Annotated in this window: 15 protein-coding genes; 5 read left to right on the forward strand and 10 right to left on the reverse strand. The window is 64.7% G+C overall.

Translation table 11 applies throughout. The features are described 5' to 3' along the window. The first annotated feature begins 79 nt into the window (after window positions 1-79). On the forward strand, window positions 80-1,153 hold the full coding sequence (locus C163_RS20175; RefSeq protein WP_025340339.1) for a diguanylate cyclase: 1,074 nt from the start codon (window positions 80-82) through the stop codon (window positions 1,151-1,153). A 51-nt stretch (window positions 1,154-1,204) separates the two neighbouring features. After that, entirely contained in the window at window positions 1,205-3,790 is a 2,586-nt protein-coding gene (locus C163_RS20180) for an EAL domain-containing protein (RefSeq protein ID WP_025340340.1), read from the forward strand. 119 nt (window positions 3,791-3,909) lie between these two features. Here the strand turns inward: C163_RS20180 and C163_RS20185 are convergent, their stop codons facing one another. Then, window positions 3,910-4,239 carry a DUF2025 family protein gene (locus tag C163_RS20185; RefSeq protein ID WP_025340341.1) on the reverse strand — a complete coding sequence of 110 codons (330 nt, stop codon included), beginning with the start codon at window positions 4,237-4,239 and terminating at the stop codon, window positions 3,910-3,912. 122 nt (window positions 4,240-4,361) lie between these two features. Next, entirely contained in the window at window positions 4,362-5,270 is a 909-nt protein-coding gene (locus C163_RS20190) for a LysR family transcriptional regulator (protein ID WP_025340342.1), read from the reverse strand. A 111-nt stretch (window positions 5,271-5,381) separates the two neighbouring features. Here C163_RS20190 and C163_RS20195 point away from each other — a divergent pair, with 111 nt between their 5' ends. Further along, window positions 5,382-6,140 (forward strand): SDR family NAD(P)-dependent oxidoreductase, encoded by a 759-nt coding sequence (locus C163_RS20195; RefSeq protein ID WP_025340343.1) that lies wholly within the window; start codon window positions 5,382-5,384, stop codon window positions 6,138-6,140. A 141-nt stretch (window positions 6,141-6,281) separates the two neighbouring features. Here the strand turns inward: C163_RS20195 and C163_RS20200 are convergent, their stop codons facing one another. The 7 genes from C163_RS20200 to C163_RS20225 form a co-directional block, all read right to left on the reverse strand. Next, window positions 6,282-7,151, reverse strand: a complete 870-nt coding sequence (locus C163_RS20200) for an HlyD family secretion protein (protein ID WP_025340344.1) — start codon at window positions 7,149-7,151, stop codon at window positions 6,282-6,284. A 12-nt stretch (window positions 7,152-7,163) separates the two neighbouring features. Beyond that, window positions 7,164-7,370, reverse strand: coding sequence for a DUF1656 domain-containing protein (locus C163_RS20205; RefSeq protein ID WP_025340345.1), 207 nt, complete (start codon window positions 7,368-7,370; stop codon window positions 7,164-7,166). Then, window positions 7,357-9,345: an FUSC family protein gene (locus C163_RS20210; RefSeq protein WP_025340346.1), complete on the reverse strand. Its 1,989-nt coding sequence runs from the start codon at window positions 9,343-9,345 to the stop codon at window positions 7,357-7,359. Before C163_RS20210 ends, C163_RS20205 begins: the two co-directional genes overlap by 14 nt. Window positions 9,346-9,617: 272 nt before the next feature. Then, entirely contained in the window at window positions 9,618-9,734 is a 117-nt protein-coding gene (gene ccoM, locus C163_RS27600; protein WP_025340347.1) for a cytochrome c oxidase subunit CcoM, read from the reverse strand. 135 nt (window positions 9,735-9,869) lie between these two features. Next, on the reverse strand, window positions 9,870-10,031 hold the full coding sequence (locus C163_RS27380; protein WP_075046112.1) for a hypothetical protein: 162 nt from the start codon (window positions 10,029-10,031) through the stop codon (window positions 9,870-9,872). Window positions 10,032-10,098: 67 nt separating this feature from the next. Continuing rightward, entirely contained in the window at window positions 10,099-10,428 is a 330-nt protein-coding gene (locus tag C163_RS20220; protein WP_025340348.1) for a hypothetical protein, read from the reverse strand. Window positions 10,429-10,491: 63 nt separating this feature from the next. Then, complete coding sequence (locus C163_RS20225; protein ID WP_025340349.1) at window positions 10,492-11,187, reverse strand: M949_RS01915 family surface polysaccharide biosynthesis protein; 696 nt, start codon at window positions 11,185-11,187, stop codon at window positions 10,492-10,494. Between the two features lie 161 nt (window positions 11,188-11,348). Here C163_RS20225 and rapA point away from each other — a divergent pair, with 161 nt between their 5' ends. Beyond that, on the forward strand, window positions 11,349-14,195 hold the full coding sequence (rapA, locus tag C163_RS20230; protein WP_025340350.1) for an RNA polymerase-associated protein RapA: 2,847 nt from the start codon (window positions 11,349-11,351) through the stop codon (window positions 14,193-14,195). A 312-nt stretch (window positions 14,196-14,507) separates the two neighbouring features. Next, window positions 14,508-16,772 (forward strand): bifunctional diguanylate cyclase/phosphodiesterase, encoded by a 2,265-nt coding sequence (locus C163_RS20235; RefSeq protein WP_025340351.1) that lies wholly within the window; start codon window positions 14,508-14,510, stop codon window positions 16,770-16,772. Here the strand turns inward: C163_RS20235 and C163_RS26785 are convergent. Next, complete coding sequence (locus tag C163_RS26785; protein WP_081742313.1) at window positions 16,672-17,559, reverse strand: NAD(P)-dependent oxidoreductase; 888 nt, start codon at window positions 17,557-17,559, stop codon at window positions 16,672-16,674. The genes C163_RS20235 and C163_RS26785 overlap by 101 nt on opposite strands. Between the last annotated feature and the right edge of the window lie 115 nt (window positions 17,560-17,674).

A 17,674-nucleotide genomic window follows, 5' to 3' on the forward strand; every position in this document is an offset into this window, starting at 1 on the left:
TCGTCGATGAAACACTGTTCAACAATATTCATGCGAGTTATGCGATAAACGGTGCTTCAGCAGAAGAACGATGACCAATATGGATAAACGCAGCGGCAAAGGACTTTCATTCGCCAAACGCATCTACCTGCCGCGGGTCATCGGCCTGGGGATCGGCCTGTTCAGCGTCATGGCCGCCATGGCGCCGCTGTCACCGCCCACCTGGGCATGGCTGCTGGTACTGTTCAACGGCCTGGTGTGGCCGCATGTGGCCTACCTGTGGGCCGCCCGTTCGGCCATGCCCTACCAGGCAGAACAGCGCAACCTGGTGCTGGACTCCCTGATGGGTGGGTTCTGGACCGCCGCCATGCATTTCAATCCATTGCCCAGCGTGACCGTACTGTCGATGATGACCATGAACAACGTCGCCGCCGGCGGCAAACGCATGGTCGTTCGCGGGGTGCTGGCCCAGCTAACGGGCATGCTCGTCGCCATCCTGCTGCTGGGCCCCGGCCTGCAACTGAACGCGACGCCCCTGCAGGTCTATGCCTGCCTGCCGATGTTGACCCTCTACCCGCTGGCGCTGGGCTGGGTCTGCTACCAATTGGCGATCAAGCTGGCCGACCACAAGCGCCGGCTGAGCACCCTGAGCCTTACCGACAGCCTGACCGGTCTGCTCAACCACGGCGCCTGGAAAGACCTGCTGCTGCTGAAGTTCCAGGCTTGCCAGCAGCAACAGGGGCACGCGGTGATTGCCCTGATCGACATCGACCACTTCAAGACCATCAACGACACCTTCGGCCACGTGGTCGGCGACTGTGTGCTGCGCCAGCTCGGCGCCGAGCTGCGGCGCAATCTGCGCGAAGGCGACCAGGCCGGGCGTTACGGCGGTGACGAATTCTGCGTGATCCTGCCGGACACCAGCGAGGCCCAAGCCTGCCAGGCCATGGAGCGCCTGCGCGAACGGATCGCCAGCTACCGCAACCCGCAGTTGCCGCACCTGCGCATCAGCCTGAGCATCGGCCTTTCGGCATTCGAGGCCGACCTGGAGTCACCCGAACACTGGCTCGAACAGGCGGACAAGGCGCTGTACACCGCCAAGCATGCCGGGCGCGACCAGGTCAATTTTGCCCACAGAGACGCTGCGGCGCTCAGGCTGGCCTATCCTGATTGAACCTCCTTCCTGACTAACTGGCGGGAGGCTGCCTGAAGGAGCCGCTCGCGCATGGCCAGGACCGCCAACCTTCCACCCGCCAGCCCCACACCACGCTTCCAGGTGCGTCGCCTGATTGCCGGCTTCAGCGCAGTTTTCGGCCTGGCCTGCCTGATCATCCTCGGCGCCCTGTTCAATATCGCGGGTACTCTTGACCATCAGGAGCGCCAGCGCAGTGCCTCGCAGGCAACCAAGGCGCTGGAGCAACGGCTGCTCGCCTCGCGCCAGTTCCTGTCCAGCTACGCCGTGTGGGATGCTGCCTTCGAACACCTGGCGGGCCAGGCCGACTGGAAATGGGCCTACGAAGAAAAGAACGTGGGCGAGTCGCTCTACAGCGCCAGCGGCTATGAAGGGGTGTTCGTGGTGGAGGACGCTCGCACCACCTACGGTTTGTTCAAAGGCCAGCCGACCCAGGCGGCGGCCAATACCTATATTGATGCAGCGCTGCAGCCAATCATCGACCAGGCCCGGGCGGCAGCCATCCCACGTGAACAGATCACCCGTTTCGTCCTGTTCAACGGCTGGCCGGCAGTGCTCAGTGCCGCGGCGGTGCGCCCGGACCGGGATGTCACCGATAGCGAGGTGCGCCAGGCGCCGGTGATGCTGTTCGTCGACCAGCTCACCGAGGAAAAGCTGGCACAGCTGAGCAGCGGCGCCGGCCTGACCGGCATGCACGTGGAAAACGATGATGTGGGGGAGCACGGCCACCTGCGCATCGACCTCGGCGATACCGGCTACCACCTGTCCTGGAGCAGCCCGCTGCCAGGGCACCAGTTGCTGCGCGCGGTGTTGCCGCCGCTGGCGGGTGCCTTGCTGATACTCGGCCTGGTCATGCTGTACCTGTTTCGCCATGCCTTGCGCAGTTCGCGGGCGATCGACCTCACGCTCGCCGATCTGCAGCAGAGCAACCAGGCCCTGGAGGCCAGCGAGCAGCGTTTTCGCGCGGTGGCCGAGTCGGCCTCCGACTGGATCTGGGAAACCGACCGGCAACAACGCCTGACCTACCTTTCGCAACGCTTCGTCAATGTCACCGGCTACCCGGTGGACGACTGGCTCGGCCACCCGCTCAATCAGTTGCTGGCCTGCGATACCACGCCGCTCTCGCCGTGGCTGGATGCCCTGGCCGCGGCCGACCCGCAACAACTGGCCAACCTGCGCTGCACCTACCGCGACCAGAATGGCCAGAACCGCTACTGCCGGATATCGGCCCGCGCCATCTGGTACGACGGCAAACCCGTCGGTTTTCGCGGCACCGCCAGCGACATCACCGACGAAGTAGACGCTCATGCGCGCATCCAGCACCTGTCGCTGCACGACCCGCTGACCGGGCTGGCCAACCGCAACAAGCTCGCCCGGCACCTCGAGCAGGCCTTGTTGCGCGGCAGTGATTCGCCGCCACTGACCTTGCTGCTGCTTGACCTGGACAACTTCAAGCCGATCAACGACTCCCTTGGCCATGCCGCCGGTGACGCCGTGCTGCAGGAGGTAGCAACACGCCTGCGCGACAGCACCCGCGATGGCGACCTGGTCGCGCGCCTGGGCGGCGACGAGTTCCTCCTGGTGCTCGGCGGCATGGACAACCGCAGCGAGATCGACCGCTTCTGTGCGCGCCTGATCAGCCTGCTGCAGCAACCGATCATCTTCGATAACCAGCCCCTGCACGTTGGCGCCAGTATCGGTGTCGCCCAGACCCGTACCCAAGGCTTCGATGCCGGCGAGCTGATCCGCTGCGCCGATATCGCCCTGTACCAGGCCAAGGCCGACGGCAAGTGCACCTGGCGCTATTTCGCTGCCGAAATGAACCAGCAGATCCAGTACCGCCGCCAACTGGAGAACGACATGCGGCGGGCCCTGCGCAACCAGGAATTCGAGCTGCACTACCAGCCGCGCTATCGCCTCAGCGACCTGCGCATCGTCGCGGTCGAGGCTTTGCTGCGCTGGCAGCACCCGCAGGAAGGGTTGCTGGGGCCGGACACCTTCATTCCGTTGGCCGAACAGAGTGACATCATTGTTGCGCTGGGCCGCTGGGTGCTGCGCGAAGCCTGCCGCACCGCCCATGACTGGCCCACCGATGTACTGGTTTCCGTGAACCTGTCACCGGCGCAGTTCCTGCGCAGCGATGTGGTGGCCGATGTACGCGAGATCCTGCTGGAAACCGCCTTCCCTGCCCAGCGCCTGGAGCTGGAAATTACCGAGAACGTGATGCTCAATGACATCGAAGGCGCGCTGGGCACCATGCTGTCGCTCAAGGAGCTGGGCGTGCGCCTGAACATGGACGACTTCGGCACCGGCTACTCGTCGTTGGGCTATTTGCGCACCTACCCGTTCGACAGCATCAAGATCGACAAACGCTTCATCGGCGGGCTGAACAACACCGCTGGCAGCGACCGCGCCGTGGTCCAGGCCATCATCAACCTGGGCGAAGCGATGGGGCTGACGGTGACGGCCGAAGGGGTGGAGAGCGAGCAGCAGCTCAGGGCACTGCAGAAGGACCGCTGCCATGAAGTGCAGGGCTATTACCTGAGCAGGCCGCTGGACAGTGCGGGGCTCGAGGCGTTGATGCAGCAGGCATCCCAGCGCTCGGCGCCCTACCTGTAGCGTAAGTTTGAAAGCTTGCGCAGTCCTTGTGGGAGCGGGCGTGCCCGCGAACACCGGCGAAGTCGGTGCCATACACCGCGTTGCATTCTTCGCGGGCACGCCCGCTCCCACAGGGATTTTCAGCACAGCTGCTGCAAACTGCGCTCTGCCACGATTTCCGGCAGGTCGCGCCGGCGCAGGTAGGTGCGCAGCGGTTCACCGATGTTCAAACGGTCATCCACATGCTGCTCCAGCAACAGCGCCAGCCGTTCGCGGCACAGGGCCATGCGCTGCCCTTGCTCGGGCCGCCAGACAAACTCGCTGCAGGGCGTGATGCTGGCGTCGGCCACGTCCATGCCGAACGAATCTTCGGAAAAACGCACGATGTGCACACCGCGCTTGCCATGAAAACCGACGAAGCCCTTGAGCTGGTCGGCAGCGTTGCAGATGTCCTGGGAAGTGATGGCCATGACGTAACCTCGCAATGAAATCGGAAGATACGCACGCCAGGCGGGGGTGGTTGCCTCTGCCGGGCAACTCGTGACTGGCAGCCTAACGCAAGCCGTCGCACAGGCGCCACGCTTTTCATCGATCAGCGGCCACCGTCAACCTGCGAATGCAGCACCTCGCCCAGCCACTGCATGAAGGCCTGCACCCGGCGTGGCACATGCCGTTGTCGGGCATACAGCAGTGACACGGGCATGGCCGGAGCCCGCCAGCCTTCCAGTACCGAAACCAGCTCACCGCGCTGCAGGTGCTCGGCCACGCCCACCGCCGGCACCTGGATCAGCCCCAGCCCGGCCAGGCAGGCCGCCGAGTAGGCCTCGGCATTGTTGACCGTGACCACTCCGGCCATGGCCTGGAAGTGCAGTTCACCGTCCTGCAGGTATTCGAAACCGGCACTGCGCCCCCCAAGGGTGCGCACGTAGTGCACCAGGTGGTGCTCGGCCAGGTCCTGCAGCGTGCGCGGCACGCCATGGCGGGCCAGGTAGGCAGGGCTGGCACAGTTGCGCATGCTCAGTTGCCCGACCGGGCGCGCCACCACGTCCAGGTCATGCAGGGTACCAATGCGCATCACACAATCGAAGCCTTCACGCAGCAGGTCGACCTGGCGGTCGGTGCAACTGAGCTCCACCTCCAGGCGCGGGAAGCGCTGCAGAAACTGCGGCAGCGCCGGGATGATGACCCGACGGGCCATCATGGTCGGCAGGTCGACCCGCAGGCGCCCGGCCAGCTCGGCGTCGTCGGCGCAGAACAGGCTCTCGATCTCGTCCATGCCCGACAGCAGGTCCTTGCTGCGCTCGTACAGCAAGGCGCCATCCTGGGTTGCCTGCACCCGGCGGGTAGTGCGGTTGAACAGCTGCGTACCCAGCAAACGCTCCAGCGCCCTGACCTGCTCCGACACGGTCGAACGGGGCAGCCCCAGGCTCTCGGCAGCCAGGGTGAAACTGCTGACCTCGCTCACCCGCACAAAGGTGCGCAACAACTCCAGCTTGTTCACTTGAACCTCGTCTATCCGGTTTTACCGAACAGTATTTCCATATTTGCTGGATTTAACAGCACAACACCGACCAATAACCTGTGCTCATCAGCCCACCATGAGGTTTTCACCATGACCCGCAAGATTGCCCTGATCACTGGCGCCAGCCGCGGCCTGGGCCGCAACACCGCCGAACACCTGGCCGCACGCGGCATCGATGTCATCGGCACTTACCACAGCAAGGCCGAGGAAGCCCAGGCCGTGGCCGTGCGGCTGGAGCAGGCCGGGGTCAAGGCCGCCATGTTGCAACTGGACGTCAGCGACAGCGCCAGCTTTGCCGGCTTCGCCGAACGCCTGGGAGCAACCTTGCAGCAACACTTCGGTCGCGAGCGTTTCGACTTTCTGGTGAACAATGCCGGGATCGGCTTGAACGTGCCATACACCGAAACCAGCGAGGCACAGTTCGACCAGTTGCTGAACATCCAGCTGAAAGGACCGTTCTTCCTCACCCAGCGCCTGCTGCCGCTGCTGGTCGACAATGGCCGCATCGTCAACATTTCCACTGGCCTGGCCCGCTTTGCGCTGCCGGGGTATGCCGCCTATGCCGCGATGAAGGGGGCGATGGAGGTACTGACCCGCTACCAGGCCAAGGAACTGGGGGCGCGTGGTATTCGCGTGAACATTCTGGCGCCGGGGGCGATCGAGACGGACTTTGGCGGCGGCGTTGTGCGGGATAACCGCCAGGTGAATGAATACATTGCCGGCAACACGGCGCTGGGGCGGGTGGGCTTGCCGGATGATATCGGGGCAGCGATTGCGCTGTTGCTGGAAGATGGCAATGGCTGGATCAACGGGCAACGGCTGGAGGTGTCGGGCGGGATGTTCCTCTGAAATCGAGAATTTGGGGCCGCTTTGCGGCCCATCGCGACGCAAGGCCGCTCCTACAAGAATACGCAATCGCACGGGGAATACGCGATCGCCTGTAGGAGCGGCCTTGTGTCGCGATGGGCTGCTCAGCAACCCCCTTGGCCCTCACGGCCGATTCTGCTCCTCATGCACCTGCACACTGGCCGTCATCCCCGCACTCAGGGTCACGCCCTCCGGCACCTGGTCGAGGCGGATCCTCACCGGTATCCGCTGCGCCAGGCGCACCCAGTTGAAGGTCGGTTCAACCTCCGGCAGCAACTGGCTGTCGGGGTTGCTGTTGCGGTCGGTGATACCACGGCTGATGCTCTCTACATGCCCTTGCATCGGCTCGCCTGCGCCCATCAGCCAGACCTTCACCGCATCCCCCACACGAATGCGCGGCAGCTTGGTTTCCTCGAAGTAGGCCTGGATATAGAAGGTTGAATCGTCCACCAGGGCCATCACCGATTCCCCGGTGTTCACATAGTTGCCCTCGGCCAGGCGCAGGTTGGTGATATGCCCGCTGCGCGGTGCCCGCACTTCACTGCGCGCCAGGTTGATTCTGGCAACCTGCAACTGTGCCTCGGCCTCATGCAGCTCACCGCGGGCGATGGCCGCATTGATCTGGGCGTTTTCCCGCAATTCGGCACTGATCGCCTCCGGCCCCAGGGCGGTACGCCGGGCCGCTTCACGCTCGCGCAGGCGCAGTTGCTGGGTGCGGGTCTCGGTCACCGCGCTGGCCTGGTCGAAGGCCGCCTGGAAGCGTTCGCGGTCGATGCTCATCAGCAGGTCGCCGGCCTTGACCTGCTGGTTGTCACGGACCTTCAGCTCGCGCACCCAGCCGGACACATCAGGGGCGATCACCACCACATCGGCGCGCACACGGGCATCGCGGGTCCAGGGGGTGAGCATGTAGTACTGCCACAGCTGATAGCCGGCGAACACGGCAAGAGCCACCACACACAAGGTGACCAGGGTACGTACGGCCGCACGCATCGAAACACTCCTTTATAAAGCTCCCAGCAGTCGCACCACCAGGAACAGCACACAAACGAACAACGCCGCGTCGAACAGCGCTTCATGCCAGATCCAGCGCCCCAACGGCGTGGCCTGCACCACCAGACGCAACAACCCGGTAAGCACCAGCGCCAGCAACACATAAACAAGGAAGGGGCTGAACAGCACGCCGCCCACTTCCCACTCACGCAACCCCATGGGCTTCCTCCTGCCAGCGGCACCACTTGCCCCAGCTTTTCTGCAGTTGCAGCACCGCCCCTTCGGCCAACCGCAGCGGATCGCTGGAGGGTAGACGGCGCAAGGCGCCAATGAACTGTTCGCTGGCGGCATCCAGGCGCTGACCACGCCCGGGCGCCGGCCCCTTGGCCAGCACGGCCTCTACCTGCTGCAGGTAATCGCGCTCGGCCCGCCCCAACGGGGCCTGGGCAACCGCCAGGCACATGCGCAGGTGCACCAGTTCGTCGCCGATATCCAGGCCGTGCAGGCCGTCGTCCCAGCGCTTGCGTTCGCTCTCGGGCAGTTCGCCGGCATGCCGCGCCAGTTGCATCAGGCGGTCGGCCATGCGCCCGCCAAACCAGCTGTCGGCCCCGCGCAGGTCGCGCCGGGTCAGGCGTACCAGGTCGCTCTGGGTCGCCGCACGCAGGCGCCGGCCCAGCCAGGCCGGGTGGCGAAACACCAACAAACGGAAGGCCATCACCGCTGCCGACACACCCACGAGCATGGCCAAGGCACTGTTGAGCATGGTGGCCACGCCGAACTGCATGGCGTTGAGCGGCGACACCAGCACGATAAAGTGCAGGCAATAGGAGGTGGCCGTGGCCCCGGTCCGCGGGTGAGCCATGCCCAGCGCACCAAGAAACAGCGGCACGCCCATTCCCAGACAGAGCATGGCGAAGCTGCTCCATTGCGGCAGCAGAATCTGCCCGACCAGAAACGCCGCCGGTATCGCCAGGAAAATCCCACGCAAGAAGCTCAGGCCGATCTGCGCGCCGTTCTCGCGGCTGGCGAACAGGCTGCAGACCACGCAGGTCAGCACCAGGCCACCTGGTGCCGAAGGCCAGGCGGTGGCCAGCCAGAAGCCGCTCATTACCAGAAAGGCCAGCGCACTGCGTGAACCGAACAGCAAGGCCAGAGACCAGTCGCGGTGCGCGGCCAGGCCTTGGGACACATCTTTGGGCGCCCTGCCCGCCTCCACATCCTCCAGCGCCTGGCTGGCAGCCATGGCGTAATCCAGCAGCAGCGCCATGCGCGCCAGGCAGAAGTGCTCCGCCGGGCTGATCTGTTCATCGTGGGCAGCATCCCAGATGCGCTGGCGTAGCAACAACAGGCTCGGCTGGTCGGGCTTGCCCAACAGTGCACGCACTTCCTCCAGCCAGGGTGCCAGGCGTTCGGCCTCGCGCTCATCAAGTTGCCGCCACTGCCGGCGCACCGAACGGGAAATGCGCAACAGCACCATCAGTTTCTGGCTCAGGCCACGAATGGCACGAGCGCGCTGGCGCCCGCGGTTGCCTTCGAACCAGGCGTGTTCGCGTTGGCTGTCGATGGCAACGATACGCCCCAGGCTTTCCAGCAGGCCTTTGCGCGCCTCGTCTTCGCCGCCCAGCATGGCACTGGCGGCCTGCAGGCCGTTCTGCCAGGCCTGGCGGGCCTGTCCGCCCAGTTGCTGCTCTACCCGCATGGGCCAAAGCAAGGCACTGCTGGCGGTGGCACAGAAGATACCCAGGCAGATCTCGGTACAGCGCGCCACGGCCTGGTCGAACACCTGCAACGGGTGGTCGATGGCCGGCAGGGCAATGATCGCCGCGGTGTAGCCTGCCAGCACGAAGGCATAGGCCCAGGCGCTGCGCAGTTGGGTGGAGGCGGCGGTGCACAGGGCCAGCCACAGGGCCAAGGTGAGCAGGAACAGCCATGGGGTCTGGGCAAACAGGCCGATGAACAGCACCGACGCAAACGTGCCGACCAAGGTACCGGCCAACCGCGCCAGGCCCTTCTGCACCACCATGCCCGACAACGGCTGGGCGACGATGAAAGCGGTCATCAGTGCCCAGGACGGTTGCTCCAGGCCCCAGCGCATCGCCAGCCACAGCGCCAGGCCGCCACCGAGCAGGGTCTTGATGGCGAACTTGAGGGCGAGGCTGCTGGGGGCGAACAGGGCCTGGAGGGTGATGGGCACGAGACGGACCTTGCGGGGATGGTCTTGTAGAAAGATAGACAATGGTGGGAAGGATAAAGCGGAAACGATTAATTAGCTAGCTAATCATCTTTATAAGAGGTGCAGATGGTCCTGTCCCGGCCCTTTCGCAGCACAAGGCTGCTCCTACAGATACTGTGTAGGTGCAGCCTTGTGCTGCGAAAGGGCCGGGACAGGCAACACCAAAATTGCAGGCAAAAAAATGGGCGACCGAAGTCGCCCTAAATGCCTTGCGTGCTCGTGTACCCGGAAGGTCAGCGCGGCTTGCGCTTGTTCGAGTCCTTCCAGATGAAAATGCCCAGACCGGCAAAGAAGACGACCATCAACCCGACCGTTACCACTCCGGCGATAACCACGTTGTCGAAGAACATGCTGGCCTCCCCATTCGTTTGCCGTTGTCCGATGGGTGCAAGGTAACCAATGTGGGGGCGGGGAAAATTGATCGGTGTCAATGGTGCCCGGGGCCGGGCACGCGAGGCGGGTGCAGGGTTGACCTGCGTCAAGTTTCAGCGCTTCTTCGGCTTGCCCTTGGGCTTCTTTTTCTTGGCGGTGTTCAACGGCAGGGCCTGCTCGAACGCATTGCGCATCTCGTTCAGGCGCTTTTCCTTGAGGTCGTGGACGCGCTTGGCGCGTTCGGCATCGAAATCGATGAGGTTGTCTTGGCTCATGGGTGGGCTCGACGATCAACTGAGACTTGCATGATGAAGCCAGGCGCTGGCGCTGACCAGCCCCATGTCAGACTTCGATGTCCACCAGCAGCCCCTGGCGGACATGCTCGCCCATCAACGGCGCCACCGGCACGGTGTTGTCGGCGTTGACCTCGTCACCGGGCATCGCACTGTAGCGTTCGTCGTCGCCCTTGTGCCGGCGTTGCTGCTGGCGGCGCTGCTCGTCGCGCAGCAGCAGCGCCTGCTCCTGCGGGTCACGCTGGTGCTTGAGGTCGATGGCACTTTCACCGGATGCAGGCTGCGTCGGCACCACCGGCTTGATGTCGGGTGTCGGCTTGGCCGGGTCCTGTTGCGAGGTCACCGGCGCGGCACTGAGCGGAATGATCGGTGGCAGCATGGACGTTCTCCTATGCCCCCTGTATCGGCAGGCGCGGGCTTACCTTGATGGCAGGCACAACACTTATTCGGCTTCGTCGTCAGGGTCGTCGTCGCTTGGCGGGCTGGCCTCGCTCCAGGGCCGCTTGTACACCTGCTGCCAGACCGCGTCCATGTGCTCGCGCAGCACCTGCGGCGCGGCCTTGAGCGAAGCGCTGTCCTCACGCTCACCGCCGATCGGCTCTTCACCCGCCGGGGTGATCAGCGACTGGCCGGTGATGCTGTAGCTGGCCTGCCCTTCGCGCATCTCGATGGCGATGTCGTGCGGGTCGATGCCACCGCCGCAGAAGGCGTGGCTGGCAACCGTCACCTCAGCGACACCGTCCTTGTTCAGGTCGCCGACATCGCTTACGTCGTTATAGAAGTCCACGTCCAGGTCCAGGCCCGGGCAGGTGGTTTCCTGTTCGATCTGCCAGCGCGCCTTGAACGCGTCGTTTTCGGCGGTGCGCCCGTACAGCGTGGCCTTGAGTACCACCTTGTCCACTTCCTGCTCGCTTTCCGGGTCGCTGGCCTGGCCATCGCTGCGGCTCAATACCAGCAGGCCTTCACCGTCGCGGTCACGAAAGTGCACGCTCTTGATCGGTGTCTGCACACCCAGTACCTCGAGCTGCTCGATCGGGATGGCGGGCAAGGTCTCGAAGTTTTTCTGCTCGCAGGCGGCCAGCAGCAACAGGCTGCCCACGGCCATCGAAGTGCTGATCCAGCGGTGCTTGGCAGACATGTTGATCCGGGGCCCTCGTCGGCAGCACGGTGGGGGGCGATGAAGCGGCTAGACTGTTGCTACCTATCGCACTTCGGCACCTTTCGATGCGCTCGGCACTTTGGTCTGACCGGCCGATCCGTTAACATAACCGGCTTTTTCATCGCGGGAGTTCAGGCAGTATGGCGCAGCAGTATCAACCGGGGCAACGCTGGATCAGCGACAGCGAAGCCGAGCTCGGCCTGGGTACCATCCTGGCGCAGGATGGCCGCCTGTTGACCGTGCTCTACCCGGCCACTGGCGACACCCGCCAGTATTCCCTGCGCAATGCGCCGCTGACCCGCGTGCGCTTCTCGCCAGGTGACCAGATCACCCACTTCGAAGGCTGGAAGCTGACCGTGCGCGAGGTCGAGGACATCGACGGGCTGATGGTCTACCACGGCCTGGACGGGCAGAACCAGCCGCGCACCCTGCCAGAAACCCAGTTGTCGAACTTCATCCAGTTCCGCCTGGCCAGCGACCGCCTGTTCGCCGGGCAGATCGACCCGCTGTCGTGGTTCAGCCTGCGCTACAACACCCTGCAGCACACCAGCAAGCAGATGCAGTCGGCACTGTGGGGCCTGGGCGGCTGCCGTGCCCAACCCATCGCTCACCAGTTGCACATCGCCCGCGAAGTCGCCGACCGCAGCGCGCCGCGCGTCTTGCTGGCCGACGAAGTGGGCCTGGGCAAAACCATCGAAGCCGGCCTGGTGATCCACCGCCAGCTGCTGTCGGGCCGCGCCAGCCGCGTTCTGATCCTGGTACCGGAAAACCTCCAGCACCAGTGGCTGGTGGAAATGCGCCGCCGCTTCAACCTGCAGGTGGCCCTGTTCGACGCCGAGCGTTTCATCGAAAGCGACGCCAGCAACCCGTTCGAGGATGCCCAGCTGGCGCTGGTGGCCCTGGAGTGGCTGGTCGACGACGAAAAGGCCCAGGACGCGCTGTTCGCCGCCGGCTGGGACCTGATGGTGGTGGACGAAGCCCACCACCTGGTCTGGCACGAAGACCAGGTCAGCGCCGAATATGGCCTGGTCGAACAGCTGGCCCAGGTGATCCCGGGCGTGCTGCTGCTCACGGCCACCCCGGAGCAGCTCGGCCAGGACAGCCACTTCGCCCGCCTGCGCCTGCTCGACCCCAACCGTTTCCACGACCTGGCGGCCTTCCGCGCCGAGAGCGAGCACTATCGCCCGGTGGCTGAAGCCGTACAGGAACTGCTCGACGAAGGCCGCCTGTCGCCCAAGGCCCACGCCACCATCCAGGGCTTCCTGGGTGCCGAAGGCGAAGCCCTGCTGGCCGCGGTCAGCGACGGCGATACCCAGGCCAGCGCGCGCCTGATCCGTGAGCTGCTCGACCGCCACGGCACCGGCCGCGTGCTGTTCCGTAACACCCGCGCGGCGATCCAGGGCTTCCCTGAGCGCCAGCTGCACCCTTACCCACTGGCCACGCCTGAGCAGTACCGCGACCTGCCAGCCGGCGAACATGCCGAGCTGTACCCGGAAGTCGCCTTCCAGGCCCAGGGCGAGGTGGCCGATGACGAGCGCTGGTGGCGTTTCGACCCGCGCGTCGACTGGCTGATCGACACCCTGAAGATGCTCAAGCGCACCAAGGTGCTGGTGATCTGCGCCCATGCCGAAACCGCGATGGACCTGGAAGACGCCCTGCGCGTGCGCTCCGGCATCCCGGCCTCGGTGTTCCATGAAGGCATGAGCATCCTCGAACGCGACCGCGCCGCCGCCTACTTCGCCGACGAAGAGTTCGGCGCGCAGGTGCTGATCTGCTCCGAGATCGGCAGCGAAGGCCGCAACTTCCAGTTTGCCCACCATCTGGTGATGTTCGACCTGCCGGCGCACCCCGACCTGCTCGAACAGCGCATCGGCCGCCTCGACCGTATCGGCCAGAAGCACACCATCCAGTTGCATATCCCGTACCTGCAGGACAGCCCGCAAGAGCGCCTGTTCCAGTGGTACCACGAAGGCCTCAACGCCTTCCTCAACACCTGCCCTACCGGCAACGCCCTGCAGCACCAGTTCGGCCCGCGCCTGCTGCCGCTGCTCGAAGGTGGCGAAAGCAAGGCCTGGGAAACCCTGGTGGCCGATGCCCGCAGCGAGCGCGAACGCCTGGAAGCCGAACTGCATACCGGCCGTGACCGCCTGCTGGAACTCAACTCCGGCGGTGCCGGCGAAGGCCAGGCGCTGGTCGAGGACATTCTCGAACAGGACGATCAGTTCGCCCTGCCGATCTACATGGAAACCCTGTTCGACGCCTTCGGCATCGACAGCGAAGACCATTCCGAGAACGCCCTGATCCTCAAGCCGAGCGAGAAGATGCTCGACGCCAGCTTCCCGCTGGGCGACGACGAAGGCGTGACCATCACCTACGACCGTGGCCAGGCGCTGTCGCGCGAGGACATGCAGTTCCTCACCTGGGAGCACCCGATGGTGCAAGGCGGCATGGACCTGGTGCTGTCCGGCTCGATGGGCAACACCGCCGTGGCGCTGATCAAGAACAAGGCGCTCAAACCCGGCACCGTGCTGCTTGAACTGCTGTTCGTCAGCGAGGTGGTGGCACCGCGCAGCCTGCAACTGGGCCGTTACCTGCCACCGGCGGCATTGCGCTGCCTGCTCGACGCCAACGGCAACGACCTGGCGTCCCGCGTGGCCTTCGAAACCCTCAACGACCAACTGGAAAGCGTGCCGCGCGCCAGCGCCAACAAGTTCGTCCAGGCCCAGCGCGACGTGCTTGCCCAGCGCATCAGCAGTGGCGAGGCCAAGGTCATGCCGGCCCACGTCGAGCGCGTGGCCGAGGCCCAGCGTCGCCTCACAGCTGAAGCCGACGAAGAACTGGCGCGTCTGGTCGCGCTGCAAGCGGTCAACCCGAGCGTGCGCGACAGCGAGATCGAAGCGCTGCGCAAGCAGCGCGAAGAGGGCCTGGCGATGCTGGAAAAGGCCGCCCTGCGCCTGGAAGCCATTCGCGTGCTGGTGGCTGGCTAAGTCTTTCCCCGCACCCGTGTAGGAGCGGCCTTGTGTCGCGAAAGGGCCGCAACGCGGCCCCAGAATTGACGCGCAATAGTTGAAATTGCTGGGGCTGCTTTGCAGCCCTTTCGCGACACAAGGCCGCTCCCACAGGCGGCCAATTTTCAGACCCATTTACATATTCCAGGCTGCGATCAGGTTCATAACCAAATCGTAGGAATCAATGTGCCATTAGTCAGGAAGGGTTAAACACCTCTTCCTATACTGCCTCTGGACAGTCTGCACAGGGTTGTAGCGCAGACGAGTGAAAACTCGATCATGAGGCATTCCATGGAATGGCTGGGGCTGCAACTGTTCGCCGACCTGCCGGCAACCGGGCGCATCGTCATTGATTGCAGGCATGAACCGTTCCTGGTTCTGCTCGCCTACTTCGTCGCCTGTGCGGCCTGCTTCGCCACCCTGGACATGGCCGAGCGCCAATCCCACAGCGAAGACCCCACCGCCCACCGACAATGGAACATGCTCGGTGCCTGCTGCCTTGCTGGTGGCATCTGGGCCATGCACTTCATCAGCATGCTGGCCTTCCAGGCGCCAGTTGAAGTGCATTACGACGCGTCCCTGACCATCCTTTCGCTGCTCATCGCCCTGGCCGTCGCCTGGCTGGCCATGCACAGCCTCGACCGCAGCCAGATGCAAACACACCATTACCTGCAAAGTGCGGTACTGATCGGCCTGGGTATCATCGTGATGCACTTCGTAGGCATGGCCGCCCTGGAAACCGGCGCCCGCCAGTACTACCAGTCCGGCCTGCTGCTGGCCTCGGCCACCATTGCCCTGCTCACCAGCCTGACCGCGCTGTACCTGGCCCGCTACTTCCGCCATGGCAGCGGTACCCTGCACCAGGCCATGAAGTACGGCGCCAGCCTGCTGATGGCCGGCGGTATCGTCGCCACCCACTTCACCGCGATGTCGGCCATGACCCTGGTCATCCCGGCCGACACCGCCCTGCGCCTGCCCTCTGGCGACAACAGCCTGCAATTGGCGCTGGGCATCGGCTTCATCACCCTGCTGATCAGTGCTGCCAGCGTCAGTACTGCGCTGGCCGACAAGAAGCTGCAAAGCAAGGAGCACGACCTGCGCCGGGTCAGCGTGCTGCTCAGCCAGCTCGACCAGGCCCGCGCGTCGTTGCAGCAGGCCGCGCACTACGATGCCCTGACCAGCCTGGTAAACCGCCGCGGTTTCAACCAGGTGTTCGCCGAACGCCTGGCCGAACACCAGGCCACGGAAAGCCACCTGGCAGTGATGTTCCTAGACATCGACCATTTCAAGCGCATCAACGACAGCCTCGGTCACGACGCCGGCGACGAACTGCTCAAGGTGATCGCCAGCCACATCAAGGCCGCCACTCGCAACCACGACCTGGTCGCACGCTTTGGCGGCGACGAGTTCTGCGTGGTCACCAGCCTCAACAACCGCGACGAAGCCCGCCACCTGGCCAAGCGCATCATGCAGAGGATGAAAGAGCCCATCAACCTGGGCGGCCGGCGCATGGTCATGACCACCAGTATCGGCATCAGCATCTTCCCCGACGACGGCACCACCGCCGAAGAGCTGCTCAAGCATGCAGACCTCGCCCTGTACCAGTCCAAGGGCAACGGGCGCAACAGCCTGAACTTCTTCAACTACAGCCTGAAGACCCAGGCCTCGATTGCCCTGCAACTGGAAGAGGAACTGCGGGTGGCCCTGCTCGAGGAGCATGGGCTGTGCGTGCACTACCAGCCGATCTTCGACCTGCGCAGCAGGCAAGTGGCCAAACTGGAGGCCCTGGTGCGCTGGCGACACCCGCAACACGGCCTGCTTGGGCCCGATCGTTTTGTCGCCATCGCCGAAGCCAACGGGCTGATCATCGACCTCGACCTGTGGGTGCTGCGCCACGCTTGCGCCGACCTGGCCTACCTGCAGCGACACGGCCATGGCAACCTAAAGGTCACGGTCAATTGCTCGGCCGTCACCCTCAGCCACGACGAACTGCCCAACGAAGTGGAAAAGGCGCTGTTCCACGCCGGGCTCGCACCCCGGCAGCTGGAACTGGAAGTGACCGAGAACGCCCTGATGGGTGATATCCAGCGCACGGTCAACCTGCTCAAGCGCGTGCGCGCCCTGGGCGTGGCGCTGTCGATCGATGACTTCGGCACCGGCTACTCGTCACTGGCCTACCTCAAGCGCCTGCCGCTGGACGTGCTGAAGATCGACCGCAGCTTCCTGCAGGATGTGCCGGGCAGCCAGAAGGACCGCGAGATCGTCCAGGCGATCATCGTCATGGCGCATACCCTGCATCTGCAGGTGGTCAGCGAGGGCGTGGAAACCGCCGAACAGCTGGCGTTTCTCGAAGCCCACGGCTGCGATTACCTGCAGGGCTACTTGCTGGGCCGCCCGGAGCCGCTTGCCGAACTGCGCTCGCTGCTGGAGCGGCTGCAGCACCAGGGCGGTGTGTTCAGCCCTTGCTGCGATACAGCTCAACCAGGGTCGCCGGATCTTTTTGCAGGTACCCCTGGCTTGCGTGCAGGCGCATCAATTGTGCGGCAAGGCCACTGAGTGGCGTCGCCGAGCCTTGCTCGCGGGAGAACTTGACCGCGCCATCGAGGTCCTTGAGCAGCGTGCGCACGTGCCACTTGATCGGCTCGAAGCGGCTTTCGGCCATTTGCGGGGCGAGGATCTGCAACGGTTTGGAATCGGCAAAGCCGCCCGCCAGCGCTTCGGCGATCAGCGTCGCATCGACCCCGGACTGTTCAGCCAAGGCCACCACTTCGGCAATCACCAGGGCATTGCAGGCCACGATCATCTGGTTGCAGGCCTTGGTCACCTGGCCTGCGCCCACCGCCCCCATGTGCGTCACCCGCTGGCCGAGTACCTGCAGTACCGGGCGCGCCCGCTCCAGGTCGGCCGCCTCGCCACCGATCATGATCGCCAGAGTGCCGGCTTCGGCCCCCGGCGTGCCGCCGGAAACTGGCGCGTCCAACCAGGCCATGCCGCACAGCGCTGCCAGTTCGGCGGCCATTTCACGGGTGGCGGTTGGCTCCAGGCTGGAGAAATCGATCAGCAACTGGCCGCTGCGCCCGCCCTGGGCGATGCCTTGCTCGCCGAACACCACTTCGCGGACCACGGCCGTGTCGGCCAGGCACAGCAGCAGCATGTCGCTGTCGCGGCACAGTTCGGCAGGGCTGCTTGCCAGGCGCGCGCCGGCGGCGACCAGTGCAGCGCACTTGTTCGGGCTGCGGTTCCATACCGTCAGCGGGTAACCCGCGGCCAGCAGGCGGCGGCACATGGGCAGGCCCATCAGGCCGATGCCGGCGAATCCAAGCGAAGGTAGTGCAGTGCTCATCAATGACTCCTGACTGGTTCGAACATTACCCATGCGGGCCAGGAACCTGTAGGAGCGGCCTTGTGTCGCGATGGGCTGCACAGCAGCCCCAGATTTCCGCATCGATGCAAAAAAT

Origin of the sequence: Pseudomonas sp. FGI182 (genome assembly GCF_000511325.1) — a bacterium.
Classification (GTDB): Bacteria; Pseudomonadota; Gammaproteobacteria; order Pseudomonadales; family Pseudomonadaceae; genus Aquipseudomonas; species Aquipseudomonas putida_Z.